The organism is Duganella paludis (assembly GCF_054461335.1).
On sequence record NZ_CM136922.1, the window covers coordinates 1710038 to 1735933 of the forward strand.

A 25896-nucleotide genomic window follows, 5' to 3' on the forward strand; every position below is an offset into this window, starting at 1 on the left:
TCTATTTATTTTACAAGTAATAAATAATTATACCGAAATCCCGGCCATATACTCGGCGCCAGTTGCTTACCCCTTGTCCTGACTGGAGAAATCGATGAGTACGAAAATGAAGACGCTAGCCCACGCCATCAGCGCTTTATGCGCTGCGGCCAGCCCTGCCTTTGCCCAGGAAGCCCAGCAAGCCGCGCCCGCCGCTGATACGGCGGAACTTGAAAGCGTGGTCGTCACCGGCTCCGCCCGCCCCCAGCGCCGCTTCGACGTGTCCTATGCAGTGAACTCGCTGTCGCAGAACGATGTGCAAAAACTCGCACCGCAAAACATGGCCGACCTGCTGGGCAAACTTCCCGGCATCCAGGTCGAAGCCACCGGCGGCGAAGTGCAGAACATCACCCGCGTGCGCGGCATTCCGACCGATGACGGCCTGGCGCTGTTTCAGCAGGACGGCCTGCCGCTGTTCACCGAAATCAACGGCTTCTTCTTCCGTGGCGACAGCCTGAACCGCTATGACCTGATGACCAAGAGCATCGAGGTGGTGCGCGGCGGCCCGGCGCCGATCTACGCCGGCCAGGCGGCGGCCATCGTCAACAGCAGCACCGTCACCGGCACCGACAAGACCAAGGGCAAAGCCCAGGTCACGCTGGGCACCACCGGCCTGGCGCGCATCGACGCCTACCAGGCCGGCAAGATCGACGACAAGACCTTCTACGCCGTCGGCGGCTTCCTGCGCCAGGACGACGGCCACCGCGACAACGGCTTCCCGAACGACAAGGGCGGCCAGATTCGCGGCAACATCAAGCGCGTGCTGGAAAACGGCACGCTGACCGTCAGCGCCAACTACCTGAACGACCACAACACCTTCTACCTGCCGATTCCGATCGCCGATCCGCGCAATCCTTCGGTCTCGCTGGATAAATACATCGACTACTTCGACGGCACCATGAACTCGCCGGCGTTGCGCAGCGTGCCGCAGAAATACCAGGACGGCAGCGGCAAGCTGGTGACCGACACGCGCGACCTGGCCAATGGCCGCCATCTGGAATACGGCAACATCGGCGTCAACTACGAGGGCGAAATCGGCAGCTGGCTCATCTCGGCCAAGGCCGGCGCCACCAAGGGCAAGCTGAATTTCGACGCCTTCTATTCCACCTCCAATCCGGCCGACGCCACCACCTTTGCCAACGGCTTCATGAACGCCGCCAGGACGGCCTTCGGCGCGGTCGACCATCTGGGCTACGCCATTGCCGGCAGCAACGGCACGCAGGCTTACAATCCGGCGGCGGCCTCCGGCCTGGTGATGCAGGCGCAGTACCGCGCCGCCGGTTCCGACTTTTATTCGAACCAGGCCGACGTCAACTTCACGCGTAATTTCCAGACCGGCAGCGGCAACCATGACGTCAAGTTCGGCGTCTACGCCAGCGGCTACGGCCAGACCAGCAAGTCGGTCTACAACGACATGCTGATCGAAGTGCAAGGCAAGCCGCGCACGCTGGACCTGGTGGCCTACTCCGCCAGCGGCGCGGTGCTCGGCTCCGTCACCGACAACGGCGTGCTGCGCTACACCACCACCCTGAACCAGGGCGACGTCGATGCGCGCATGGGCGCCTTCTACGTGAACGACACCTGGGAAGTTAGCGACCGCCTGCGCCTGGACGGCGGTGTGCGCCGCGAGCGCTATCACTACGATGGTTACGCGCGCCTGACCAATCAGGTCAACCTGGGCGACAAGGCCACGCTGGCCGACGACACCACGCGCGCCTTCACCGGCGGCATCCAGGCGCACAAGTACAACATCAACACCATCAACTGGACGCTGGGCGCCAACTACGACTTCACACCGCGCTTGGGCGGCTATGCGCGCATCTCGCACCTGGAAGTGCCACCGTCGATGCAGGTGGCGGCATCGGTCGACCCACTGGTATTGAAGACCAAAGCCAATCAATATGAAGTGGGCTTCAAGGCCACCGCCGGCCGCTCCTATTTGTACGTGACCGGTTTCTACACGCAGTTCGATCCGCTGAACGCTTCGTTCGTCGCGTTCAATCCGGCCACCGGCCGCAACGACCAGACCGTGCCGTTCTTCGGCAAGGCCATCGTGCGCGGCGCGGAACTGGATGGCGCTGTCTATCTGACCGACCGCTTCCACATCAACGGCTCGCTGACGGTGCAGGATCCGCAGTACCGCGACTTTGTGAACGCCACCGGCGCCGATCCATCCAAGGTGGTGGGCAACCAGATCATCCGCGAGCCTAAAGTGTTCGGCAACATCCGTCCGAACTACAGCTTCAATGTGGATGCCAACCTGGTCGAGCTGTACGGCAGCTATGCCTACACCGGCAAGCGCTATGTGGACTTCTTCCAGGCCACCGCGCTGCCGGCCTATCACTCGATCGGCGCCGGCATATCGGTCACGCGCGGCGACTGGCGTATCCAGCTCAGCGGCGATAACCTGAGCAACGCCAAAGGCCTCACCGAAGGCAATACCCGTACCGACACCCTGGCCGGCCAGGGCAGCCAGCAAGCCATTTATGGCCGCCCGGTGTTCGGCCGCAGTTTCCGCCTGGTGGCAAGCAAGGCATGGTAATCAAGATGATGAAAAAATCGACACTCACACTACTGGCACTATCCCTCCTCACCGCCCTGCCGGGCGGCGCCGCACCGCTGCGCGACCAGCACTGGTCGCTGATCGCCAATCAGTTGTTCCCGGCGTTGATAGATATGGGTAATGCCCATGCCAATTCCGCCACGCTGGCCGAGCGCCGCGCCCGCATCGACGCCTGCAAGCAGGCACCGGCTTGCGTGCTCAACGCCGGCATCTGGAGCGAACGCGAAATCGACGACCTGGCCAGCGCCGCAGCCAAGGCGCCGTTGTCCACCTGGTGCAAGGCCGCGTTGCCGGATGACGGCGTCAAGGCCCAGGTCGGCCGCGAGCTGCGCGGCCTGAACAGCATCATCCAGGTCTACGGCCTGGGCGCGGCGCCGCGCTATCCACTGATCGACGGTCCGCTCGACCAGGCCGGCAGCGCCGGCTTCAAGGCCACGGTGGCCGATGCGGCCTGGATGGCCAAGGCCGGCGCCGACGATGCCGCCCTCACGCTGGACCCGAGCCTGCAACTGGCGGTCGCCCTGCTCGACGCCAACGACCGCAACGACGCCGTCGCCTTCGAGCCGCTGGACCTGGCGCACAACGGCGCCGCGCTGGGCCGCGCCGGCATCATCGACTGGAAGCTGTTCAAGTACACGGCCATCATCATTCCCGGCATCGGCCCGGAAGTGCCCGGCATGCCCTTGAGCGCGCGCGGCAAGCTCAACGTGCGGCTGGCGGCCCAGCGCTTCAGCGAGGGCGTGGCGCCCTTCATCATCTTCAGCGGCGCCTCGGTGCATCCGAAAAACACGCGCTTTGTGGAGGCGGTCGAAATGCGCAAGGCGCTGATCGAGCGTTACGGCGTGCCGGCCGAGTCCATCATCATCGAGCCGTATGCCCGCCACACCACCACCAACCTGCGCAACGTCACGCGCCGGCTGGTGGCCATGGGGGCGCCGCTGGACAAGGACAGCCTGATCATCACCAACGTCAGCCAGAGCAGCTACATCGAAAGCGCCGAGTTCGCGGCCCGCAACCTGAAGGAGCTGGGCTATGCGCCGGGCGCCGTCGGCCAGCGTTTGTCGCCCACGGAGTTGACATTCCGACCATCCTCCAAGTCGCTGCGCATCGATCCGGCCGACCCGCTCGATCCTTGATCTCCCTCAACGGCCAGGCGGAAACCCGCCTGGCCGTAGTCATATCTGCATCATTTAGCTTCCTTTTTCATGTTTCGCGAAGTGTTTGCCTTGAAATGCACCAAGGTCGTCCCTATAATTAGCACTCGTTCAGGTTGAGTGCTAACAGCCTCAAGCCAAACTTTTCGTCGTAGCAATCTGATTGAAACGACAACAAACTGTACCATTGTTAATATTAAGGAGTTTTGAATGAACCTTCGCCCTTTGAACGATCGCGTAATCGTCAAACGCCTCGACCAGGAAACCAAAACTGCGTCCGGCCTGATCATCCCTGATGCGGCTGCTGAAAAACCAGACCAAGGCGAAGTCCTGGCGGTAGGCAATGGCAAGATCCTGGAAGATGGCAAAGTCCGTCCTCTGGATGTCAAAGTAGGCGACCGCGTTCTGTTCGGCAAATACGCCGGCCAAACCGTCAAAGTTGACGGTCAAGAACTGATGGTCATGCGCGAAGAAGACATCATGGCGATCGTCGTCAAGTAATTCTTGACCCACCGATCCCACTTAATACCCTTAAGGAGTTAATAACATGGCAGCTAAAGAAGTAATCTTCGGCGACGCAGCGCGCGCCAAAATGGTTGAAGGCGTCAACGTCCTGGCCAACGCAGTTAAAGTCACCCTGGGCCCGAAAGGCCGCAACGTTGTGCTGGAACGTTCGTTCGGCGCCCCTACCGTCACCAAGGACGGCGTATCCGTTGCCAAGGAAATCGAGCTGAAAGACAAGCTGCAGAACATGGGCGCGCAAATGGTCAAGGAAGTTGCTTCCCGCACCAGCGACAACGCCGGCGACGGCACCACCACCGCCACCGTGCTGGCCCAAGCCATCGTGCGCGAAGGCATGAAGTTCGTTGCCGCCGGCATGAACCCAATGGACCTGAAGCGCGGCATCGACAAGGCAGTTGCTGCCACCGTCGAGCAGATCGCTGCCATCGCCCGTCCTTGCACCACCACCAAGGAAATCGCCCAGGTCGGTTCGATCTCGGCCAACTCGGATTCGTCGATCGGCGACCGCATCGCTGAAGCGATGGAAAAAGTCGGCAAAGAAGGCGTCATCACCGTGGAAGACGGCAAGTCGCTGAACGACGAGCTGGACATCGTTGAAGGTATGCAGTTCGACCGCGGCTACCTGTCGCCATACTTCATCAACAACCAGGAAAAACAAGTTGCCGTTCTGGACAACCCATTCGTCCTGCTGTGCGACAAGAAAATCTCGAACATCCGTGATCTGCTGCCGATCCTGGAACAAATCGCCAAGTCGGGCCGTCCTCTGCTGATCATCGCCGAAGACATCGAAGGCGAAGCGCTGGCGACCCTGGTGGTCAACAACATCCGTGGCATCCTGAAAACCGTAGCCGTGAAAGCCCCAGGCTTCGGCGACCGTCGCAAAGCCATGCTGGAAGACATCGCCATCCTGACCGGCGGCCAGGTTGTTGCTGAAGAAGTCGGCCTGACCCTGGAAAAAATCACCCTGGAAGAACTGGGTCAAGCCAAGCGCATCGAAGTCGGCAAGGAAAACACCATCGTCATCGACGGCGCCGGCCAAGCTGCAAACATCGAAGCGCGCGTCAAGCAGATCCGCGTGCAGATCGAAGAAGCGACCTCGGACTACGACCGTGAAAAACTGCAAGAGCGCGTTGCCAAACTGGCAGGCGGCGTTGCGGTGATCAAAGTCGGTGCAGCCACCGAAGTTGAAATGAAAGAAAAGAAAGCCCGCGTTGAAGATGCACTGCACGCTACCCGCGCTGCCGTGGAAGAAGGCATCGTGCCAGGCGGCGGCGTTGCCCTGCTGCGCGCACGCGCTCAAGTGCAAGGCCTGAAAGGCGACAATCCGGACCAGGACGCAGGCATCAAGATCGTTCTGCGCGCCATGGAAGAGCCACTGCGCATGATCGTGCAAAACGCCGGCGAAGAATCGTCGGTCGTGGTTGCAGCGGTTCTGGCCGGCTCGGGTAACTACGGTTACAACGCTGCCAACGGCACCTACGGCGACATGGTCGAAATGGGCGTTCTGGACCCAGCAAAAGTCACCCGTTCGGCACTGCAAAACGCAGCTTCGATCGCTGGCCTGATGCTGACCACCGACTGCATGGTTGCTGAAATCAGCGAAGACAAGCCTGCCATGGGCGGTATGGGTGGCATGGGCGGCATGGGTGGCATGGACGGCATGATGTAATAGCCGGCCGGCTTAGTTCCTAAGCCTCGCTGCATAGATAGCCAGTCTCTCCGGAGGCTGGCTTTTTTTATCAAAAATTCACTTGGTTGATTGCCGGCATTGGAGGACAATTGATAATTCATTCCTTAACGTAAGTTCATAAGGATGTTTTATGAGTAACTTTCAAGGTGTCTTGTATTACGCCTTATTCATCGGTAATCCGGCGCAGCAAAAGCGCTTTTTCAAGGAAGTTCACCTGATGACGCTGGCCACCCAGATTTTTGGCGTGATCAGCTGGCTGGTGTTGTACCTGTGCTTGCCCACCGGCGCCGACCACAACGTGCCGGCCACCGGCGCCGTCTTTGCGGGCATGATGCTGGGCTCCTTCATGACCGCCTTCTCGCGCACCTTGACGCTGAACATCCTGGCCGGCGCGGTATCGGTGTTCTTCCTGAGCCTGGGCTTTCGCGTGCTGCTGGCGGAAGTCGAAGACCCGACCTTCTGGGTGTTGCCGATCGGCCTGATCATCACCCTGACCAGCGCGCCCATCTTCAACGGCGTGCTGTATTACAACGCCGTCTCGGTCATGACGTGGATGATCCTCGGATGGGACTATTTCCCCGACCATAGCGGGCGCGCCGATGCGCTCTGGCCCGCGTTTACCATGGCGGCCAGCCTGCTGATCGGTTTTGTCATCAACCTGGTATTCCTGCTGCTGCGGATGCGCAATTTCAATGCCGAGCAAGAGCTGCAGACCATGGCCTTCAAGGATGCGTTGACCGGCATGAACAACCGCCGCATGTTCACCCAGAGTGCGCTGGCGATGCTGGAGGATGGCAACGAGAGCCAACTCAACTTCCTGATGATCGACATCGACAACTTCAAGAAAATCAATGACCAGCTCGGGCACGACGTCGGCGATGAGGTGCTGAAGAAAGTCGGCGGTGTCATCGCCGAGCAATCGGGACCGCATTTGTGCGCCCGGCTGGGCGGCGAGGAATTCGCCATCGTGCACAGCGGCGACAGGGCTTCGGTGTGTTCATTCGCCGAAGGCATCCTGAAGAAAATGCAGGCGGTGGCATTGCCGGATCGCGGCGTGACCGTCAGCATTGGCGTTGCGCGCCTGTTGAAGAACGTCGACCTGGCGGTGAGCTACAAGCTGGCCGACGACCTGCTGTATCAAGCCAAGCAAAACGGCAAGAACCGCTACGAGCTGGCAAGCAATCTCTAGCGGCTGTGCGACCGGCCATTTGCGTGGCGCGTGCAAAAATCGCTTTGCGCTAGAATCGGCTGCTCACCTTTCGAGGAGCCTGGCCATGGAAACGCAAGAACTGCATCGCGGCCGTTTGATCGATCATATCCAGCTGGTCGTGCGCGACCTGCCTGCTTCGCAAAAATTCTATACCGCTATTTTCGAGGTGCTGGGCGTTCCGCCCGGCGGCACCGGTGACGGTTTTTTCTGGGCCGATGAACTGTTCGTCTCCACGGCGGACAGCGAGGCGGCGCAAGGCGTGCTGACCGGGCGCCACCACCTGGCCTTCCAGGCCAAGGACCGCGCGATGGTGGAAGCGTTCTACCACGCGGCGCTGGAGAACGGCGGCAAGGACAACGGCGCTCCCGGCGAGCGCCCCTACCATCCCGGCTACTACGCCGCCTTCGTGATCGACCCGGACGGCAACAACATCGAAGCCGTGTTCCATGGCGACGCCAAGCGCAGCGCGCCTTCAGTGAAGATCACCTTTTGAACCAGGCTACTGACAGAAACTGACAGCGCTCCTGCATAGAATGAGATTCACTTTCTTACAGGAGATCTTCGATGAAACCAACTACCGTCAGCGCTGTTCCTCACCTCAACTTCCGTGGCCAGGCGCGCAAAGCTCTCGGCTTTTACCAGGCCGTTTTCGGTGGCGAATTGATGGCCATGAGCTATCGGGATTTCGGCCAGGTCACCAACGAAGCCGAAGCCGATCAACTGATCTGGGGACAGGTGGCGGCGGAGAGCGGCTTCCGCGTGATGGCTTACGACGTGCCGTCGCATACGCCGCACGATGCGGGCCAGAACGCCTTCATGGTCGCTGTAGAAGCGAAGACGCCGGAAGAAGCCAGCGCCCTGTGGCACAAGCTTGCCGAAGGCGCCAGCGTCATCGTGCCGCTGGCGCCGGCGCAATGGTCGCCGTTGTTCGGCATGTTGACGGATAGCTTCGGCGTTTCGTGGTCGCTGAGCGTGGCGCGCAGCGAAGGCTGATCAGGCGTCGTGGTACATGGCTTCCAGCTCGTCGCGGCGCGGGCTGTCGGCCAGGTGGACGATCAGGGTGGTATTGAGATCGTGGGCGGGGTGGACGGCGCGGTGCTGGGCGAACCAGAACGCCTCTTGCAGGTCTTCATCGTCGTGCGCGGTGATGAAGACTTTTTGGGCTTCCGGCACGTCTTCATAATCGACTGCCTCCAGCGCCGCATCCTCGATCGCCTCGCGCCAGGCTTCGCAGCCCTTGCCCCACGCCAGCGCATACAGGCAACCGGATTCGATCAGCCAGCGGCTGACGTCCCACATCATGGTCTCGTCGACATCCGACTCCACCACGACAATCGCTTTGAACTGACGCAGGCCTTCCAGTGCTGGAAGGTCCGCGTCAGGGCTGAGGTGCAGGTATTTGGGGGCTGGGCTTTGCATGCCCGCATTCTAGCCGAAACGGGCGGCCGGCACACCGGCGACTTCGACCTGCACGGCAAACACGGCGCCGGTCAGCGGATGCGCGGCCAGCTGCTCGGGCGTGTTGTCTTCGCTGGCGGTGGTGATGTACAGCGTCTTCAGGTCGGCGCCGCCAAACGTGCAGGAGGCCGGATTGCGTACCGGTACGGCGATCGTTTCCAGCAACTCGCCCTCGGCCGAATAGCGGCACACACGGCTACCGCCCCATTGCGCGATCCACACGCAGCCTTCGCTGTCGACCGTCATGCCGTCCGGCGAACCTTCGCCTTCGCCGAACTGGCGCCACACGCGCGGTTCGCCCAGCGTGCCGTCGGCCGCCAACGGATAGGCGTAGGTGCGGCCTTCGTAGCTGTCGGTGTGGTACATGGTGGCGCCGTCCAGGCTGAAGGTCGGGCCGTTGCAGATGTGGTAGCCCTGGTCCATCGCGTGCAGCTGCTGGTCGGTGTCCAGGCGGAACAGGATGCCGATGTCCTGCGCGTAGTCGGTGTTGTGCATGGAACCGGCCCAGATGCGGCCGGCGCTATCGACCTTGGCGTCGTTCATGCGCAGGCCGCTGTCGGCCGGGAACGGACGATGCAGGTATTCGATGCGCAGCTCCGGCTCCAGCCACACGCGGGCGATGCCGTCGCGCAGGCCGGCCATGAAACCGTCGCCGTCGCGGCGCGCGATCAGCCAGCAGATGTAGTCGGGCATAGCCCAGCTGCGGCGCGCGCCAGTGACCACGTCCTGCGCGTGCAGGGTCTGGTTCTTCAGGTCGACAAAGTACAGGCGGTTCTGTTCCGCCACCCACAGCGGGCCCTCGCCCAGTTGCGCTTTTACTTCCCACAGACACTGCACGTCATGCTTGCTCATCAGTTCGATTCCGTTAGTTTTAGACAGCCGCCATCATACGGCCAAAGCACGCCAGGTGCCGACGAAAGCGGCCGCGCGTTCGGCCAGTTGTTCCAGCGTCACGCCCGGCGTGTACAGCGCGCCGCCGATGCCGAAACCGGTGGCGCCGGCCTTGACCCAGTCCGCCATGGTCTCGGGCGAGACGCCGCCCACCGGCCACACCGGCGTACCGGCCGGCAGCACGCTTTTCAACGCCTTGATGCCGCCGTGGCCGACCGACTCGGCCGGGAAAATCTTCAGCGCGTGCGCGCCCGCATCCAGCGCGGCAAACGCCTCGGTCGGCGTGGCCACGCCCGGCGCGCAGTACATGCCCAGGTCGGCGGCGCGGCGGATCACGGCCGGCACGCAGTTCGGCGAGACCAGCAGGCGGCCGCCGGCGGCGTGCACGGCTTCCACGTGGCCGACGTTGAGCATGGTGCCGCCGCCCACCAGGGTATCCGGCAGGTCCAGCTTGACGATGGCGGCAATCGCCTCGATCGCGCCCGGACGGTTGAGCGGCACTTCCAGCGCACGGAAGCCGGCGCCGTACAGCACCTTGGCGACATCAACCGCTTCGGCAGGATCGAGGCCGCGCAGGATGGCGACCAGCGGCGTGGTTGGATGGGATGGCGTAGTCATGATCAGGCTTTCAGGAATTGGGAAATGGCGGTGCAATACACCAGGTGCGGGTCGAGCACGGAACACTGCAGGCCGAAATGGCGGGCGGCGACATCGTAGCGCGCGGCCAGCGCCGGCGAACCGATGACGGTGATGCCCTGCTGCGCGTCGCGCGCGGCGGCGAACTCGGCGCCGATCAGCAAGCCGCTGACAGTGGCCGCAGCCTGCTGCGCCGGCGCTGAACGCGACACCACGCCCGCGCGCACGCGGAACAGGGAGTTGGACAGCGGCTCGTTGCGCGCCGCCTGATTCAGGCCGGTGACGAAGCCTTCGGCATCGGCGGCGTCGCCGCTCATCATCGCCGACAGGGTGCCGCCCTTGGACAGCATGGCGAACAGCTCGCCGGTCATGTAGGTGGCGATCGACTGGATCACGCCGTCGCGCAGCAGCACCCACTTGCTGTGGGTGCCCGGCAGCACGATCCAGCCGTCGCGATGGCCGAGCACCACCGCGCCCAGCAGCTGGGTTTCCTCGCCGCGCATGACGTCGGCCGAAGCGCCGTTGCGATAAACATAACCAGGAACGATGTAGCCACGGCCGGCCCAGGCCGGGTCGGTGACGGCGGCCAGGTGCTGCGGCAACTGCTCCAGCGGCACCGAGGCGTCCAGGTAATCGACTTCCTGCCAGCCCGAAGCGCTGCCGACCATGCCGGACATGATCACCGGCAGGTCCGGCGTCAGCTGCATGGCCTGCAGCACGCCGGCCAGCGACGGGCCGAACTTGTCGCGGCTGCCGACGGCCAGCATGCCCTCGCCGTCCTCATGTTCGGCCAGACAGGCGCCGGTTTGATCGATCAGATAGGCACGCCTGTTGCTGGTGCCCCAATCGATTCCCACAATATTCTTGTTCACCAGCGTATCCTTTTGTGTACTTTGCTTATACTGCAACGATGGTACGAAAAACCGCCGTCAACAGCCAATAAAATATCTCTCCGGACGAATACCAAAATAGTATAGGCTAGCGGCGAAACACCGCAAAAAGTTGCCCCTCAGATGCCTTTGGTTTAGTATGGCCGACAATAAAATAGTCCCACACCCTTCCCCCATGGAATTAAGCAAGCAGTCCTCCCGCAAACTGATTATCGCCGGTGCGGCAACAGCGGTCGTTGCGCTGGGTTTGGCCGCCTATTATGTTGGTTCGACGCCAGCCGAGTCGAAGGTGACGGTCAAGGTGCCGGTGGCCGCGTCGGCCAGCGCCAGCAGCGCGGCCGCGGCCAAGAAAGCCGCCTCGGCCTCCGCGCCGCAGCGTCCGGCCGACATCAAGGACCCGACGCCGCCCGCCGAACCGAAGGCCGTGCGCACCAAGGAACAAGGCGCCGCCGCCCTGATGGCATTGCCGGAACTGCAAGCCTGGTCGTCGCTGATCGAAAAGAACACCGGCGGCAAGGCCCACGGCGGCCTGCTTGAATACGACCCGGTGCCGCGCAAGCTCAACGGCAAAAGCTACTGGCAGTTCAGCTACGTGGAAAACAGCGCCGAATCGGCGCTGCGCTGGGAAAGCTTCCTGGTCTCGTCGAGCGACGATGAAATCCTGGTGGAAGACGCCACCAACGACGAAGTCATCAGCCTGGCGCGCTGGCGGCGCGAGAAGCACCCGGCCAAGCGCACCAGCATCGAGAACTAATCCCCGCTAGGCCGCTTTCGGCTCGGCCACCGGCGCCGCCAGGTTCGCGGCGCCGCGTACCCTCCCCACCCACAGCACCGCCAGCAGCACCAGCCCCACCGCGATCCAGCCGTTCAAGCCGTAGCCGGCGATGTGGCCGGAGGCCTCGGTATGCAAGGTCAGCCCGCCCAGCAGCGCACCGACACCTGTGCCCACCTGCTGCACCGCCGCGTTGGCGCTCAGGAAGGCGCCGCGCCGGACCGGGTCCGGCACCGTGGTCATCAGCGCCTGCATCGGAATCGTCCGCCCGGACGCCAGCACCATGAAGAACGGGAAGAACACGATCACGCCCACCAGCGGCATCACCGGCATGTGGGTGATGAACAGCAGCGGCGCAATGAACAACAGCGACACGATGCGGTACAGCTTCTGCGCGCCGTAACGGTCCGACCACTTGCCGATCATGCGCGCGGTGAACAGCGTGGCGATGCCGCCGGCCAGGTAGATGTAAGTGATATCGGCCGGCTGCAGGCCCACATTGCTGACCAGCACAGGCGAGATGAAGGGAATCACCATCATGCCCGTGGTCATATTAATGGCCGACAGCAGGAAAGCCTTGATGTGCGCCGGCTCCCGGTACAGCGCAATCAGGTTGGGCAGCGCGGCCGACAACGGCGCGCGGTTGGGCAGGTGGCTGTCCAGCGCCGGCAGAGTGCGCGCGGCCAGCACCAGGATGGGTAGCGAGCACAGCACCAGGATATAAAACGGCGAGGCCCAGCCATAGTGCGCGGCCAGCATCACGCCGGTCGGCACGCCGGCCACGGAGGCCAGGCTGAACGACGTCATCACGATGCCGGTGGCGGCGCCACGGCGATGCACCGGAATCAGGTCGCCGATGATGGCCATGACGATGGCGCCGAGGATGCCGCCGGTCAGCCCGGCAAACGCGCGCGACAGCACCAGCACATGGAAATTCGGCGCGGCGGCGCAGGCCAGGTTGGACAGCGTGAACAGGGCGAACACGACCAGCAGCAGCTTCCTGCGGTCGAAGCGGTCGATATACATGGCGGCGGCCAGGCCGGAGATGCCGGCGCACCAGGCGTAAGCCGACACCGCGCCCGAGACGGCGGCCGGCTCGATCTGGAAGGCCTGCATCAGCTGCGGCGCCAGCGGCATCATCACCATGAAATCCATGATGACGGTGAACTGCGTCAGCGCCAGCAGCCACAGCACCAGGCGCTCGCGCGCGGGCGTCAATGGAACGGCGCTCATAGCGCGTTGATATCGGCAACAGCCTGGCGCAGGATGGCGCGGATCTGCTCGATGCGTTCAGGGCTGTGGTTGCTGGCGCGGGCCTGCTCGATGGCGGCGTGCTTCAGCTCGTGCATGGCGTTGCGCAAGCCTTCGCGATGCTCATCGCCTTCGGCCATGCGGGCCAGGATTGCATCGACGAACTGGCGGTTATCGGCCAGGAAAGCCTCGCCTTCCGGCGTAATCGTATGCAGCTTCTTGTTGCCGTCCGGCGAAGCGACGACATGGCCCATATCGAGCAGCATCGACAGCAGCGGATAGATGGCGCCCGGGCTGGGCGAATAGCCGCCGCCGGAACGCTGCTCCAGCTCCTTGATGATCTCGTAGCCATGACGCGGCTTCTCGGCGATCAGCTGCAGCACGACGTAGCGCATGGCGCCGGCGTCGAACATCTTAGGCCCGCGACCGCGTGGGCCGCCTTCATGACCGTGGTGAGGATGATGGGGATGGTGAGGATGGTGGTGATCGGGACGTGGCATGTAAAACTCCTTAAGATATAACTTATTACGATATATCTTAACTCACAAAGTCCAAAATTCAAGTAGCGATTTGTAACAGCAGAAAAATCCAAATGCAATTGATTCTCATTCCATATTATCTGATTTTTATGTAGAATTGCTAATTTCGCCTACAGAGGATGCACATGCGGTTCAGAAAGAAAGCGGCAAGTATTGCGGTATCGAGTGTTTGGGCAACGCTGGCGCTTACGCCAGCGGTCCATGCGGAGGATGAACCGCTTCAGGTCATCAAAGTCGTGGGCGCCAAGGAAAGCGACAACAACTACGTGGCGCGCAGCTCCGGCGGCGCCACCAAGATCGACATGGATCTGAAAGACGTGCCGCAGACTGTGAATGTGATTCCCGCCGCCGTGATCAAGGACTTGCACGCCACCTCGCTGCAGGATGTTCTGAAGACCGTGCCCGGTGTCGGCTTGTCCACCGGCGACGGCCAGCGCGACCAGGTCTTCATCCGTGGCTTCACCGCCATCGGCGACCAGTTCGTCGACGGCTTCCGCGACGATGCGCTGTACTTCCGCGATCTCTCCAACATCGAGCGGCTGGAGGTCATCAAGGGACCGGCGGCCGTGCTGTATGGCCGCGGCTCTTCCGGCGGCCTGGTGAACCGCGTGACCAAGAAACCGGGCGCGGATGTCAACGACCTCAGTGTAAGCCTGAGCGACCATTCCGGCCGGCGCGGCGAAATCGACTTCGGCCGGGCGGGCGAAACGGTGGCCTGGCGCCTCACCGGCGCGCGCGAAAAAGCGGACAGCTACCGCTCGCAGCAATTCCTCGACCGTAGCGCGCTGGCGCCTTCGGTGGCCCTGCGCTTCTCCAGCGACACCAAGCTGCTGCTGCAGGCCGATTACCTGGAAGACCGCCGCCTCACCGACTTCGGCATCCCTTCCTATAACGGCCGCCCGGTGTTTGTCGATCCGGCCACCTACTACGGCGCGGCCAACGCGGCCACGGCCGACTACAGCCAGTCGCGCGTGGCCTCTTCCGCCGCCACGCTGACGCACCGGTTCAGCCCCGGCCTGTCGCTGCGCAACGGCTTCCGCTACTACGACTACACGCTGGACCGCAACAACACCAACATCTCCGGCAACATCAACGAAGTGGCCGGCACCATGTCGCTGGGGCACGCCAAGCTGGGCCGCAAGGAACACGGCTGGTCCAACCAGACCGAGCTGACGCAGAAAATCGCCACCGGCAATGTCCAGCACGAGCTGCTCTACGGCGTGGAGTTCGGCCAGCAAAGCAAGGACGCCTTCAGCAACGCCGCCATCGTGGTGCAAACGAATATGTCGATCTTCAATCCGGTGCTGCCGGTGGTCGATCCGAACAAGCTGGGCGCGCGCACCGACACCTTCGGCACCTACAAGAATTCAGCCGTCTACCTGCAGGATGCGCTGGTGCTGAGTGAAGAATGGAAGGCGCTGGCCGGCGTGCGCTACGACAGCTTCAAGCAAGCGTCCCGCCTTGTCACGGCGGCCGGCGTCACCACCGCCAACCTGGCGCGCACCGATACCGCCTGGAGCCCGCGCGCCGGCCTGGTGTGGCAGCCGACCCGGCAGCAGTCGTATTACGCGTCGTGGAGCCGTTCGTTCCAGCCTAGCGGCGAGAACTTCGCGCTGGCCGCCAACAACGCCGACCTGGCGCCGGAAATCACGCGCAATGCGGAAGTCGGCGGCAAGTACGAGCTGTGGGGCGGACGGGCCAACGCAACGGTGTCGCTGTATCGTCTGGAGCGCGACAACATCAAGGTGACCGATCCGCTGACCAACCGCATCGTCCCGATCGGCAAGCAGCGTTCCGACGGCCTGGAGCTGACGTTCAGCGCCGATCTCGGCGACGGTTGGAAAGGTATCGCCGGCTACGCCTACACCGATGCCACCATCACGGAATCCGTCGCCGTCGATACCAGCGTCAATCAGGTGGGAAAAACCGTGGCCGCCGCCATCCCCATCCAGGGCAAGCGCGCCACGCTGACCGCACGTAACAGCGGCAACCTGTGGCTGACCAAGGAATTGGGATATGGCTTCAAGGCCGGCGGTGGCGTCAATGCGGTGGGGCAGCGCTTCGCCAATGCGGGCAATACGGTCGCGCTGCCGGGCTACGTGACGGCCGATGCGATGCTGGCATACCAGGCCGGGAACTACGAGCTGCAGCTCAACGTCAACAATATCGGCGATGCGCGCTACATCGTCTCCGGACACGGCTCCAGCCCTAACCTGAGCCTTCCCGGCATGCCGCGCAGCGTCGCGTTGACGCTGCGCTACAAGCTGTAGAACTTAGCCGTCCAGGTGGGAGATCAGGAGGCGGCGGTTGTCCGCCTCGCCGTTACCGGCCTTGTGTTCGACCACCAGGCGCGAGTTCTGCGCGTCCAGCGAGATGCCAACCGAGAGGATGTCGATCAGCAGCAGTTGCAGGATGCGCGAGATCATCGACAGGAAGGTGGTGCTGTCTTCCGTGTGATCGACCGTCAGGCAGACGCTGGCCTTCTTGGCCAGCGGCGAATTGCTGGAGGTGATGGCGATGACGTCGGCGCCGGCCGCGCGCGCGGCGTCCACCGCCGCCAGCAGGTCCGGCAGCTTGCCGGAATTGGAAATGGCGATCACCACGTCGCCCGGATTGAGCAGCTCGGCCGCCAGCGTCAACAGGTGCGAGTCGCCGTAGGCCGAGGTCGGAATGCGGAAGCGGAAGAATTTGTGTTGGCCGTCCAGCGCCACCACGCGCGAATTGCCCATGGCGTAGAACTCCACGCGCTTGGCTTTCGCCACCAGGGCGATCGCCTTGTCCAGCGAACGCACGTCCAGCTGGTCGCGGAATTTCAGAATCGCGGAAACCGTATTATCGATTACCTTGGCGCTCAGGTCGTGCGTGCTGTCGCTGACGCGCACCTGGCTGTGGCGCACCGGAATCGCGCCGGTCAGGCTGCTGGCGAACTTCAGCTTGAAGTCGGCCAGGCCGAGGAAGCCCAGCGAGCGGCAGAAGCGGATCACGGTCGGCTGGCTGACTTCGGCCAGGCGCGCGATGTCGGCGATCGGTTCGTTCAACACCAAGCGCGGCTGCTCCAGCACCAGCTGCGCCACGCGCTGCTCGGCCGGCGTCAGTTCGTGCTGCAGGTGCTGCACGCGCTCCATCAGCGTGTTGGCGCCGCTGCGTCCGCGCAGGTGTTCGGACAGAATCGTCGCCACGCCGTAGAACGCCGGATTCGGCGTGGTGATGACGTAGGTTGGAATCTCGGCCAGGTAGCTGGTGAAGCGGCCCTTGGCTTCAAAGCGTGCGCGGAACGGCGAGGTGGTGAACCAGTCGCCCAGGCGCGGCACGATGCCGCCGCCGATGAACATGCCGCCGAACGCGCCCAGCGTCACGGCCAGGTTGGCGGTGGCGCCGCCCAGCATGGCGCAGAAGCATTCCAGCACTTCCAGGCACAGCGGGTCTTTGTCGGTCAGCGCGCCGGAGATGATTTCCTGCGACGTCAAATCGCGCACCTGGCGGCCGTTGCGCTTGGCGATGGCGCGGTAGATGATTTCCATGCCGGGGCCGGAGATCAGGCGCTCGGTCGATACGTGCGACCAGGTTTGCCATGCGTATTGCAGGATGGCGTATTCGCGTTCGTCGGCCGGCGCGAAGTTGGTGTGACCACCTTCGGAGCCGAGGGTGACGAAGCCGTCCACCGTCGGGATCACGCCCGATACGCCCAGGCCGGTGCCCGGTCCCAGCACGCCGATCACGGAGTTGGAGGCCGGCTTGCCGCCGCCCACCTGCATCAGGTCCGCCGGCTTCAGGCCCGGCAGCGACATCGCCAGCGCGGTGAAGTCGTTCACCACCAGCAGCGTGTGCAGGCCGAGCACGCGGCGCACTTCGTCGGTGGAGAATTCCCAGTCGCGGTTGGTCATGCGGATGTAGTCGCCGCTGACCGGGTTGGCCACCGCCAGCGCCGCGTGGTTCAGGTTGACGCCGGCGTGGTCGGCCAGGTAGGAGCGCAGCATGGCCACGATGTCCGGGTAGTCATCGCACTTGAGCACGCGCACCGCGCGGAACTCGCCGGGGGCGGTCTGCAGGGCGAAACGTGCGTGGGTGGCGCCGATGTCGGCCAGCAAGCGCGGGCCGTCCGCGAAGGCGGTGCGATTGAGCTTTTGTTCTACTTCTGCTTGTTTCATCGTCGTTTCAGTCAAAACAGTTGGCGGAAGCATACCCGAAATACGTGATGTTAAGAAGGAAATCCCGCTATGCCGCGTAGCCGAACCATGCGCCGTAAGCAGGCAAGCTCACCTTGCCGTCCGCCGCATCGCCCGGCAAGCCGTAGCCGTGCAGTTGCTCGGCGCCCGCGCTTTGCGGCAGGTCCACGGTCTGCGCCTGGTCGCTCAGGTTGAACACGGCAAGGATGCTGCGTTCGCCTTGCAGATCGCGGCGCAGCGCCAGCACGGCGTCCTGCGTGTCGAAGAATTCGATATCGCCGCGCAGCAGTTGCGGATGCTGGCGACGCCAGGCGATGAAGGCACGCGTGAAGGCCAGCGACGATTCCTGGTCCTGTTCCTGCACCGAGGCCGCCTTGGCCAGGTGGTCCGGCGATACCGGCAGCCATGGCTTGCCGGTGGTGAAGCCGCCGTTGGCGTCGTTCGACCAGGCGATCGGCGTGCGGCAGCCGTCACGCCCCTTGAACTCCGGCCAGAAGGTGATGCCATACGGGTCTTGCAACAGTTCGAACGGCACATCCGCTTCGGCGAAGGCCAGTTCGTCGCCCTGGTACAGGCACGGCGTGCCTTTCAGCGACAGCTGCATTGCCAGCACCAGCTTGGCGAAGGACTGCGGCGCCGATGGGCCGCCCCAGCGCGACGCCACGCGCTGCACGTCGTGGTTACCAACCGACCACGAAGCCCAGCCGCCCTTCACGCGCGCCTCGAACGCTTCCACCTGCTTGCGGATGTAGTGCGAGGAGCACTGCGGCACCAGCAGGTTGAAGCTGTAGGCCATTTGCAGCTTGTCGCCGCCGGCGGTGTACTCGGCCATCACGGCCAGCGAATCGTCGGCGCCGACTTCGCCGATCGAGACAGCCTGGTATTCGTCCAGCAGCTTGCGCAGCTTTTGCAGGAACGGCAGGTTCTCGGGACGGGTCTTGTCGTAGATGTGGGCTTGCATGCCGTATGGGTTGACGTCCGACACGGTGGCGGTGTCGCGCACGGTGGCCGGCGGATTGCTGCGCAGTTCCAGATCATGGAAGTGGAAGTTGCAGGCGTCCAGGCGGATGCCGTCCACGCCGCGCTCCAGCCAGAAACGCAGGGCGTCAAGGTGGGCCTGCTGTACTTCCGGATTGTGGAAGTTCAGCTGCGGCTGGCTGACCAGGAAATTGTGCAGGTAGTACTGGCGGCGGCGCGTGTCCCACTGCCACGACGAACCACCGAACACCGACATCCAGTTGTTCGGCGGATTGCCGTCCGGCGCCGGATCGGACCAGACGTACCAGTCGGCTTTTGGATTATCGCGGCTGGCGCGGCTTTCCTTGAACCAGGCATGATCTTCCGCAGTGTGGGCCATCACCTGGTCGATCATGATCTTCAGGCCGAGGCTGTGTGCCTTGGCGATCAGCACGTCGAAGTCGGCCAGGGTGCCGAACAGCGGATCGACGTCGCAGTAATCGGAAATGTCGTAGCCGAAGTCTTTCATCGGCGATTTGAAGAACGGGGAAATCCAGACGATGTCCACGCCCAGCGATGCGATATAGTCCAGCTTTGCCGTAATGCCAGGCAAATCGCCCACGCCGTCGCCGTTGCTATCCATGTAACTACGAGGGTAAACCTGGTAGATGATCGCTTCGCGATACCAGTCTGGGGAGTGCGGGGAGACTTGAGTAAGTTGCTTGGTCATAAGAGAATCCGGGGTTGGCTGTCTGTGGGATTGTTTTTTGTAGAGAATATACATCACGAAAACAGATTTTTCAATCGGCGACCGGCTTAACGAATATCATGAATAATCTTTAAAAAACAAAAACTTAGGTATTTTCACCCGAATACTTGAGATAAAAAATAGTAGTCAAACTACACAATACAGGAGTGAATACGTGAGTAATAACGGCAATGGGCCCATGCCCCGGCAAATTCCCTACATCATCGCCAACGAGGGCTGCGAGCGTTTCAGCTTCTACGGCATGCGCAATATCCTGACGCCTTTCCTGCTCAGCACCCTGCTGTTATTCATCCCGATGCCCGAGCGCACGGCTGAAGCCAAACACATCTTCCACACCTTCGTCATCGGCGTGTATTTCTTCCCGCTGCTGGGCGGCTGGATCGCGGACCGCTTCTGGGGCAAATACAAGACGGTGTTCTGGTTCAGCCTGATCTACGTGGCCGGGCATGCCTGCCTGGCGATCTTCGAGCATGACATCACCGGCTTCTACACCGGCCTGGCGCTGATCGCCTTCGGCTCGGGCGGCATCAAGCCGCTGGTGGTGGCGTTTGTCGGCGACCAGTTCGACCAGACCAACAAGAACCGCGCCAAGGTGGTGTTCGACGCCTTCTACTGGATCATCAACTTCGGTTCCTTCTTCGCCTCGCTGCTGATGCCGGTGTTCCTGCGCGACTACGGTCCGGCAGTGGCCTTCGGCATCCCCGGCATCCTGATGGCGATTGCCACGGCGGTGTTCTGGCTGGGCCGCAAAAAGTATGTGCACGTGCCGCCGGCCGCGCCGAATCCCGATTCCTTCAGCAGCGTGGCGCGCACCGCCCTGCTGGCGCAAGCACCGGGCCAATCGCGTCCCGGCCTGATGGTGGCGGGCGCCGGTGCGGTCGCGGCCGTGGTGTCGCTGTGCATGACGCCGTCGTGGGGCTTTGTGATCGCAGCCTGCACGGCGCTGGTGCTGCTGCTGGCGTTTGGTGGTGTCGGCGTCTCGATGCAGCTCGACCGCGCGCGCGGCAAGCATACCGATGCGGCGGTGGAAGGCGTGCGCGCCGTGCTGCGCATCCTGATCGTGTTCGCCATGATCACGCCGTTCTGGTCGCTGTTCGACCAGAAGGCATCGACCTGGATCGTGCAAGCCAACTCGATGGACAGCCCGCTGCTGTCGATCCTCGGCTGGGAATTCAAGCTGCTGCCGGCGCAAATGCAAGCGGTCAATCCGATTCTGGTGATGCTGCTGATCCCCTTGAACAATATCGTGCTGTTCCCGCTGATGCGCATGATCGGCATCACGCCAACGCAGCTGCGCCGCATGGGCCTGGGCATTGCGCTGTCGGCATCGTCGTGGGTGGTGATCGGCATTATTCAGCTGTGGATGGATGGTGGCGAGCACGTCTCCATCCTGTGGCAACTGCTGCCGTATGCGCTGCTGACTTTGGGCGAAGTGCTGGTGTCCGCCACCGGACTTGAATTCGCCTACAGCCAGGCGCCGGCGCCGATGAAGGGCATCATCCTGAGCTTCTGGTACCTGGCCGTCACAGTGGGCAACTTGTGGGTGCTGATCGTGAACTCGGCGGTGAAAAACGATGTGGTGAGCGGCTGGATCGCCGGCAGCGGATTCAGCCCGATCGCCTTCCAGATGTTCTTCTTCGCCGCGTTCGCAGCGGTGGTGGCGGCCATCTTCGCGCTGTACGCCATGCGCTACAAGATGGTGGATAATTACCGCAAGACGGCATAAGCAAAACGGGATAGACGGCTACGCGGATGATCCGCGCAGCCGTCTTTTTTTTGCGCTCGCTTTATGCCGCTTTGCGGCGGCGGGCGGCGAAGCCTACTGCGCCCAGGCCTGCCAGCAGCATCAGGTAGGTTTCAGGCTCTGGCACGGCGGTGATGACGCCTTTTTGCAGGGCGGTCCAGCTACCCTCGTTGTAGGCCACGATTTCCACGTAGCGGCCGGAGATGGCGCCGAAGTTGAAGGAGATTGGCGTGTTCGCCACCGTATAGCCCGAGAATGTCAGGGTGGGCGTCAGGTTGGCCCAGTCTTCGCCGATCGGGGTGTCGGAGATGTAGATTTTCTGCCAGCTGTGACCATCTGGCAGTTGATCGGTGACATAGCTGATGCCGGTGATCTGCTTGGTGCCCAGCAGGTCGACCTGCACCCACTGCGCGTCGCCGGTGCCGGCGTTCCAGGATGCACCGTTGAACAGCGATTCAGCGGTCAAGCCGTTCCAGTTGCTGCTGTCGGAGTAGCTGGCCGACGGAAGACCGGCTGCTGCATTGGTACTGGCCTGCGCGGCGCCAGCCAGGCCGATCAGCACGGCCATCGATGTTGCGAGCAAATAGCGTTTCATAAGGATCCCTTGTAGTTGATGTTGAGGTGCTGCCCAACCCATTCTCCACGCGGAATCCCCGTGCACTTGACCGCCTGTTTCACTTATTAAAAAGATTATTTTTAAATAACGCTATCCCCGCCTGCTCCCGAAAGTCACGCGGCGACATGCCGTACTGGCGGCTGAACGCCCGCGAAAAATCGGACGCGCTACTGAATCCCAAGCCATAGCCAATTTCCGACACCGAGAGTTGCGGCATCGTCACCAATTCGTCGGCAGCTTCGCGCAGCCGGCAATGGCGGATATACGCTTGCAAGCCGCCTTGGGGAACAAACATGCGGTAGATGGTCGACCGCGCCACCGGGAAGGCCTGCATCACGCTGTCCGGCGACAAATCCTCATGATGCAGATTGGCCTGGATGTATTCCTCGATCTGTCGCTGCAGCACCGCGCGGGCGGCGGCGCGCTGATGATCGCCCAGGCGTTGCTGCTTGCCGAACGCCCCCAGGATCAACTGCGCGCACGTGCGAATGGCCTGCGCCTGCGCATCGCTAGCCAGCGACGGCAGTTGCGTGCACAGGAGACGAACCTGATGCAAGATCAGGCGCGTGAGCGGCGTCGTGTAGCCGACCACGCGGCCATGTATCGCCTCCGGATCGGGCAGCGCGGCCTGCACCATGGCTCGCGGCAGAAAGAACGCCAGCACCCGCGCAGACGTCGGCCGCACCATGGCCATGGGCTGGCTCATGTCCAGCGCCAATATCCCCGGCGTGTACTGGCTGGAACGCGAAGACGGCTGCGTGGTCGTGGTTTCCACGATGCCTTCTACCGCCACATGGAACACAAAGTCGCGCATGCTGTCGGTGGAAATGCGGGCAATGCTGCGGCTCTGGGAAAACGCGCCGGTACGGCTGTCCAGATAAATCAGGTCCGGCAGGATATAGGTATCAATCTCGCCGCGAAAACCATGCGCCAGTTGCTGTCGCTGGATCGACACATCAAGGAAACGGTCGAGATAATCGCGCCAAGCCAGCAACTGGAGCGGCTTCTGCTCCTGCATGACCGTGAAATGACCGCGTATGAGCGGCACGTCAGCCGGAGGCAGCACAATGCGTTGATCGCGCATGGCGATCAGCCGGCTGGCAGGAGAGGAGTAAGCTGGATTCATGGTTGGTGTGCAACTAGCAATTTAATATCTAATTAGCAACTTAAGCACCATCATAGCGCACAATGACGCCGTATCTAAACTACAGTTTCTGGAGTACCATATCCGCCAAACTCAGGGGTAGTTCGCAGGTAGATGTAACTGCACTACCTTAATCTATGGCTCGGAGACCGAATATGATGGGTAAGCGCTTGGTGGTGGTTGGCTTGGGGAGCGCGCTGGCGCTGAGTTGTCTGCGGGCTTCGGCCGCGCCGACGCTGGCGGATTGCGACGGAACGTTCGCCACGACCGTGCGTGCCGCGCCCGCCATCGACGCCCGTGCGTACTGGCTCAATCGCCAGCTGATCAAATGGCCTGGCGTCGATGCCGGCGCCGGCGTGTTCAAGCTGTACTACTCTTCCACCGCGCTGCTGCGCGCCGCGCCAGGCGCACGCGTCACCGGCGCGGAGGGTGAGCTGACGCTGTCGCGCTTTGAAGGCGGCACGCCCGAGCGCTTCAAATTCGTCGGCAATGGCGCGCTGCTGGCCGTCGCCGATCCGGCGCGCGTACCGGTCGCGCTGACGCGGCAAGTGCTGCTCGTGCTGGAAGCCGAAGACGGCACCGTGCGCGACTTCACCTCTTTGCAACTGGCCGGCGCGCTCGATGACATCTACGCCGACGCGGCCAAGGCCGCAGATCTCGGCGTCACCGTCGGCCCGCGCGACGCCGGCTTCAAGCTGTGGGCGCCCACCGCGCAGAACGTGGCGCTGTGCTCCTACGCCACCAACAGCGGCAAGGCGACCGCCATCACGACCATGACACGCGATGACGCCAGCGGCATCTGGTCCGCCCGCGGCAGCCGCGCCGGCGAATACTATCAATACCTGGTGGACGTGGTGACGCCCACCGCAGGCCTGGTACGCAACCTGGTCACCGATCCCTACTCCATCAGCCTGACCACCGATTCCAAACGCAGCTACGTCGTCGACCTCGACGCGGCGCGCTTGAAGCCCGCAGGCTGGGAGCGCACGCCCGCGCCGAACAAGGTCGCCGCGCAAACCGACATGACGGTGTACGAACTGCACGTGCGCGATTTCTCCATCAACGACGGCACGGTCAGCGCCGCCAATCGCGGCAAGTACACCGCCTTCACCGAGACCAAGTCCAACGGCATGAAGCACCTGGCCGCGTTGAGCAAAGCAGGCATGACGGACATCCACCTGCTGCCCGTGTACGACATCGGCAGCGTGCCGGAGCAAGGCTGCGTGGCGCCTGTGATTCCAGCCGAAGCCCCGGACAGCGAGGCGCAGCAAGCCATCGTGGAAAAGGTCAAGTTCCAGGACTGCTACAACTGGGGCTACGACCCGTTCCACTACAGCGCCCCTGAAGGCAGCTACAGCACCGATCCAGCCGACGGCGCCAAGCGCATCGTCGAGTTCCGCCAGATGGTGCAGGCGCTGCACAAGGCCGGCCTGCGCGTCGGCATGGACGTGGTCTACAACCACACCTACATCGCCGGCCAGAACGAGAAGTCGGTGCTGGACCGCGTAGTGCCCGGCTACTACCATCGCCTGAACGCCAAGGGCGACATCGAACGCTCCACCTGCTGCGACAACACCGCCACCGAAAACCTCATGATGGGCAAGCTGATGGTGGATTCGGTCGCCCTGTGGACCAAGCATTATAAGATCGACTCCTTCCGCTTCGACCTGATGGGCCACCAGCCACGCGCCGTGATGGAGCAGCTGCAGCAGCGCGTCGGCAAGCACGGCAGCGGCCGACCGATCAACCTGATCGGCGAAGGCTGGAACTTCGGCGAAGTGGCCGACGGCGCGCGCTTCGTGCAGGCCTCGCAGTTGTCGCTGAACGGCAGCGGCATCGGCACCTTCAGCGACCGCGCGCGCGACGCCGTGCGCGGCGGCGGCGCCGGCGACAGCGGCGTGCAGCTCATCACCCAGCAAGGCTACATCAATGGCCTGGTCTACGACGCCAACGCGCAGGCCCGCCAGCGCCCCGCCAGCGATCTGCTGGCCGCCTCCGACATGGTGAAGGCCGGACTGGCTGGTACCATCCGCAGCTATCCGCTGCCCACCGCAGACGGCCGCACCGTGGCGCTGCAGGACATCGTCTACGGCGGCAACCAGCCGGCCGGCTACGCCAGCGAACCGGGTGAAACGGTCAACTACGTGGAGAACCACGACAACCAGACCCTGTACGACATCAACGCCTTCAAGCTGCCGCAGGCGACCACCGCGCGTGAACGCGCGCAGGTGCAGATGCTGGGGGCAGCCATCAACGCCTTCAGCCAGGGCGTGGCCTACTTCCACGCCGGCTTCGACATCCTGCGTTCCAAATCGCTGGACCGCAACAGCTTCGAATCGGGCGACTGGTTCAATCGCCTGGACTGGACCTACCAGGACAACTACTACGGTACCGGCCTGCCGCCGGCGGCCGACAACGGCAAGGACTACGCGCTGCTCAAGCCCTTGCTGCGCAACGCCGCCATCAAGCCTGCACCGGCCGATATCGCTTGGGCGCGCGACGCCTTCCGCGACCTGCTGGCGATCCGTTCCAGCAGCACCCTGTTCCGCCTGCGCACTTCGGAGGACATCAAGCAGCGCCTGCGCTTCTTCAACACTGGCCCGTCGCAGGTGCCAACGGTGATCGCAGCCCACATCGACGGCCAGGGCTACGCCGGCGCGCGATTCAAATCCATCACATACCTGATCAACGTTGACAAGACCGCGCAGCGCATCACCGTGCCGGCGGAACAAGGCCGCAACTACAAGCTACACCCGGTCCACACCAGCGCCAACGCGGCGGACAAGCGCGTGGCATCGGAAGCCAAATTCGACCGAGCCAGCGGCACCTACACCATCCCCGCGCGCAGCGCCGTCGTTTTCGTGGATACTATCGCTACCCCATAA

The 25896-nt window shown here is 62.9% G+C and carries 21 protein-coding genes; 11 read left to right on the forward strand and 10 right to left on the reverse strand.

All coding sequences use genetic code 11. From position 1 onward, the window contains the following. Nucleotides 1-94 precede the first annotated feature (94 nt). From ACXZ1M_RS07735 to ACXZ1M_RS07765, 7 genes are all read left to right on the forward strand, one after another. Nucleotides 95-2581, forward strand: coding sequence for a TonB-dependent receptor (locus tag ACXZ1M_RS07735; RefSeq protein WP_459052592.1), 2487 nt, complete (start codon nucleotides 95-97; stop codon nucleotides 2579-2581). 5 nt (nucleotides 2582-2586) lie between these two features. After that, nucleotides 2587-3738 (forward strand): YdcF family protein, encoded by a 1152-nt coding sequence (locus ACXZ1M_RS07740; RefSeq protein WP_459052593.1) that lies wholly within the window; start codon nucleotides 2587-2589, stop codon nucleotides 3736-3738. Nucleotides 3739-3966: 228 nt separating this feature from the next. Beyond that, a complete protein-coding gene (groES, locus tag ACXZ1M_RS07745) occupies nucleotides 3967-4257 on the forward strand; it encodes a co-chaperone GroES (protein ID WP_008451606.1) in 291 nt (96 codons plus the stop codon). A gap of 46 nt (nucleotides 4258-4303) precedes the next feature. After that, nucleotides 4304-5947: a chaperonin GroEL gene (groL, locus tag ACXZ1M_RS07750; protein WP_459052594.1), complete on the forward strand. Its 1644-nt coding sequence runs from the start codon at nucleotides 4304-4306 to the stop codon at nucleotides 5945-5947. Between the two features lie 151 nt (nucleotides 5948-6098). Continuing rightward, entirely contained in the window at nucleotides 6099-7157 is a 1059-nt protein-coding gene (locus ACXZ1M_RS07755; protein WP_459052595.1) for a GGDEF domain-containing protein, read from the forward strand. Between the two features lie 85 nt (nucleotides 7158-7242). After that, on the forward strand, nucleotides 7243-7671 hold the full coding sequence (locus ACXZ1M_RS07760; RefSeq protein WP_459052596.1) for a VOC family protein: 429 nt from the start codon (nucleotides 7243-7245) through the stop codon (nucleotides 7669-7671). 71 nt (nucleotides 7672-7742) lie between these two features. Further along, the gene (locus ACXZ1M_RS07765) at nucleotides 7743-8171 is read left to right on the forward strand and encodes a VOC family protein (protein ID WP_459052597.1); all 429 of its coding nucleotides are present in this window, start codon (nucleotides 7743-7745) and stop codon (nucleotides 8169-8171) included. Here the strand turns inward: ACXZ1M_RS07765 and ACXZ1M_RS07770 are convergent, their stop codons facing one another. Genes ACXZ1M_RS07770 through ACXZ1M_RS07785 form a run of 4 tightly spaced genes read right to left on the reverse strand, consistent with a single transcriptional unit; the run spans nucleotide 8172 to nucleotide 11035 of the window. After that, nucleotides 8172-8597, reverse strand: a complete 426-nt coding sequence (locus ACXZ1M_RS07770; RefSeq protein WP_459052598.1) for a DUF7684 family protein — start codon at nucleotides 8595-8597, stop codon at nucleotides 8172-8174. 9 nt (nucleotides 8598-8606) lie between these two features. Further along, entirely contained in the window at nucleotides 8607-9488 is an 882-nt protein-coding gene (locus ACXZ1M_RS07775) for an SMP-30/gluconolactonase/LRE family protein (protein ID WP_459052599.1), read from the reverse strand. Between the two features lie 33 nt (nucleotides 9489-9521). After that, entirely contained in the window at nucleotides 9522-10145 is a 624-nt protein-coding gene (locus ACXZ1M_RS07780; RefSeq protein ID WP_373988664.1) for a 2-dehydro-3-deoxy-6-phosphogalactonate aldolase, read from the reverse strand. A 2-nt stretch (nucleotides 10146-10147) separates the two neighbouring features. Beyond that, complete coding sequence (locus ACXZ1M_RS07785; protein WP_459052600.1) at nucleotides 10148-11035, reverse strand: 2-dehydro-3-deoxygalactonokinase; 888 nt, start codon at nucleotides 11033-11035, stop codon at nucleotides 10148-10150. A gap of 193 nt (nucleotides 11036-11228) precedes the next feature. Here ACXZ1M_RS07785 and ACXZ1M_RS07790 point away from each other — a divergent pair, with 193 nt between their 5' ends. Beyond that, nucleotides 11229-11807: a hypothetical protein gene (locus ACXZ1M_RS07790; protein WP_459052601.1), complete on the forward strand. Its 579-nt coding sequence runs from the start codon at nucleotides 11229-11231 to the stop codon at nucleotides 11805-11807. A gap of 6 nt (nucleotides 11808-11813) precedes the next feature. Here the strand turns inward: ACXZ1M_RS07790 and ACXZ1M_RS07795 are convergent, their stop codons facing one another. Beyond that, nucleotides 11814-13058: an MFS transporter gene (locus tag ACXZ1M_RS07795; RefSeq protein ID WP_459052602.1), complete on the reverse strand. Its 1245-nt coding sequence runs from the start codon at nucleotides 13056-13058 to the stop codon at nucleotides 11814-11816. Further along, nucleotides 13055-13576, reverse strand: a complete 522-nt coding sequence (locus ACXZ1M_RS07800; protein ID WP_459052603.1) for a PadR family transcriptional regulator — start codon at nucleotides 13574-13576, stop codon at nucleotides 13055-13057. Before ACXZ1M_RS07800 ends, ACXZ1M_RS07795 begins: the two co-directional genes overlap by 4 nt. A 158-nt stretch (nucleotides 13577-13734) precedes the next feature. On the opposite strand from ACXZ1M_RS07800, the gene ACXZ1M_RS07805 reads away from it, so the two are divergent. Continuing rightward, nucleotides 13735-15885, forward strand: coding sequence for a TonB-dependent receptor (locus ACXZ1M_RS07805; RefSeq protein WP_459052604.1), 2151 nt, complete (start codon nucleotides 13735-13737; stop codon nucleotides 15883-15885). Between the two features lie 3 nt (nucleotides 15886-15888). Here ACXZ1M_RS07805 and ACXZ1M_RS07810 read toward each other — a convergent pair whose 3' ends face one another. Both ACXZ1M_RS07810 and ACXZ1M_RS07815 read right to left on the reverse strand, forming a co-directional pair. Further along, nucleotides 15889-17763: a glucokinase gene (locus tag ACXZ1M_RS07810; RefSeq protein ID WP_459052605.1), complete on the reverse strand. Its 1875-nt coding sequence runs from the start codon at nucleotides 17761-17763 to the stop codon at nucleotides 15889-15891. Nucleotides 17764-17830: 67 nt separating this feature from the next. Beyond that, complete coding sequence (locus tag ACXZ1M_RS07815) at nucleotides 17831-19468, reverse strand: alpha-glucosidase family protein (protein WP_459052606.1); 1638 nt, start codon at nucleotides 19466-19468, stop codon at nucleotides 17831-17833. Between the two features lie 217 nt (nucleotides 19469-19685). Between ACXZ1M_RS07815 and ACXZ1M_RS07820 the strand changes: the two genes are divergently transcribed. Next, entirely contained in the window at nucleotides 19686-21233 is a 1548-nt protein-coding gene (locus ACXZ1M_RS07820) for a POT-type proton-dependent oligopeptide transporter (protein ID WP_459052607.1), read from the forward strand. A gap of 61 nt (nucleotides 21234-21294) precedes the next feature. Here ACXZ1M_RS07820 and ACXZ1M_RS07825 read toward each other — a convergent pair whose 3' ends face one another. Both ACXZ1M_RS07825 and ACXZ1M_RS07830 read right to left on the reverse strand, forming a co-directional pair. Further along, complete coding sequence (locus tag ACXZ1M_RS07825; protein ID WP_459052608.1) at nucleotides 21295-21846, reverse strand: discoidin domain-containing protein; 552 nt, start codon at nucleotides 21844-21846, stop codon at nucleotides 21295-21297. Nucleotides 21847-21925: 79 nt separating this feature from the next. Next, a complete protein-coding gene (locus ACXZ1M_RS07830; protein WP_459052609.1) occupies nucleotides 21926-22993 on the reverse strand; it encodes a helix-turn-helix domain-containing protein in 1068 nt (355 codons plus the stop codon). A 176-nt stretch (nucleotides 22994-23169) separates the two neighbouring features. Here ACXZ1M_RS07830 and ACXZ1M_RS07835 point away from each other — a divergent pair, with 176 nt between their 5' ends. Then, nucleotides 23170-25896, forward strand: coding sequence for an alpha-1,6-glucosidase domain-containing protein (locus ACXZ1M_RS07835; RefSeq protein ID WP_459053984.1), 2727 nt, complete (start codon nucleotides 23170-23172; stop codon nucleotides 25894-25896).

Coding starts and splice junctions, on each gene's coding strand:
- ACXZ1M_RS07795 (WP_459052602.1), bottom strand. CDS start 13,058: ATGAGCGCCGTTCCATTGACGCCCGCGCGCGAGCGCCTGGTGCTGTGG.
- ACXZ1M_RS07755 (WP_459052595.1), top strand. CDS start 6,099: ATGAGTAACTTTCAAGGTGTCTTGTATTACGCCTTATTCATCGGTAAT.
- ACXZ1M_RS07760 (WP_459052596.1), top strand. CDS start 7,243: ATGGAAACGCAAGAACTGCATCGCGGCCGTTTGATCGATCATATCCAG.
- ACXZ1M_RS07765 (WP_459052597.1), top strand. CDS start 7,743: ATGAAACCAACTACCGTCAGCGCTGTTCCTCACCTCAACTTCCGTGGC.
- ACXZ1M_RS07810 (WP_459052605.1), bottom strand. CDS start 17,763: ATGAAACAAGCAGAAGTAGAACAAAAGCTCAATCGCACCGCCTTCGCG.
- ACXZ1M_RS07790 (WP_459052601.1), top strand. CDS start 11,229: ATGGAATTAAGCAAGCAGTCCTCCCGCAAACTGATTATCGCCGGTGCG.
- ACXZ1M_RS07735 (WP_459052592.1), top strand. CDS start 95: ATGAGTACGAAAATGAAGACGCTAGCCCACGCCATCAGCGCTTTATGC.
- ACXZ1M_RS07805 (WP_459052604.1), top strand. CDS start 13,735: ATGCACATGCGGTTCAGAAAGAAAGCGGCAAGTATTGCGGTATCGAGT.
- groL (WP_459052594.1), top strand. CDS start 4,304: ATGGCAGCTAAAGAAGTAATCTTCGGCGACGCAGCGCGCGCCAAAATG.
- ACXZ1M_RS07815 (WP_459052606.1), bottom strand. CDS start 19,468: ATGACCAAGCAACTTACTCAAGTCTCCCCGCACTCCCCAGACTGGTAT.
- ACXZ1M_RS07835 (WP_459053984.1), top strand. CDS start 23,170: ATGGGTAAGCGCTTGGTGGTGGTTGGCTTGGGGAGCGCGCTGGCGCTG.
- ACXZ1M_RS07770 (WP_459052598.1), bottom strand. CDS start 8,597: ATGCAAAGCCCAGCCCCCAAATACCTGCACCTCAGCCCTGACGCGGAC.
- ACXZ1M_RS07800 (WP_459052603.1), bottom strand. CDS start 13,576: ATGCCACGTCCCGATCACCACCATCCTCACCATCCCCATCATCCTCAC.
- ACXZ1M_RS07825 (WP_459052608.1), bottom strand. CDS start 21,846: ATGAAACGCTATTTGCTCGCAACATCGATGGCCGTGCTGATCGGCCTG.
- ACXZ1M_RS07820 (WP_459052607.1), top strand. CDS start 19,686: ATGCCCCGGCAAATTCCCTACATCATCGCCAACGAGGGCTGCGAGCGT.
- ACXZ1M_RS07780 (WP_373988664.1), bottom strand. CDS start 10,145: ATGACTACGCCATCCCATCCAACCACGCCGCTGGTCGCCATCCTGCGC.
- ACXZ1M_RS07740 (WP_459052593.1), top strand. CDS start 2,587: ATGATGAAAAAATCGACACTCACACTACTGGCACTATCCCTCCTCACC.
- ACXZ1M_RS07775 (WP_459052599.1), bottom strand. CDS start 9,488: ATGAGCAAGCATGACGTGCAGTGTCTGTGGGAAGTAAAAGCGCAACTG.
- groES (WP_008451606.1), top strand. CDS start 3,967: ATGAACCTTCGCCCTTTGAACGATCGCGTAATCGTCAAACGCCTCGAC.
- ACXZ1M_RS07830 (WP_459052609.1), bottom strand. CDS start 22,993: ATGAATCCAGCTTACTCCTCTCCTGCCAGCCGGCTGATCGCCATGCGC.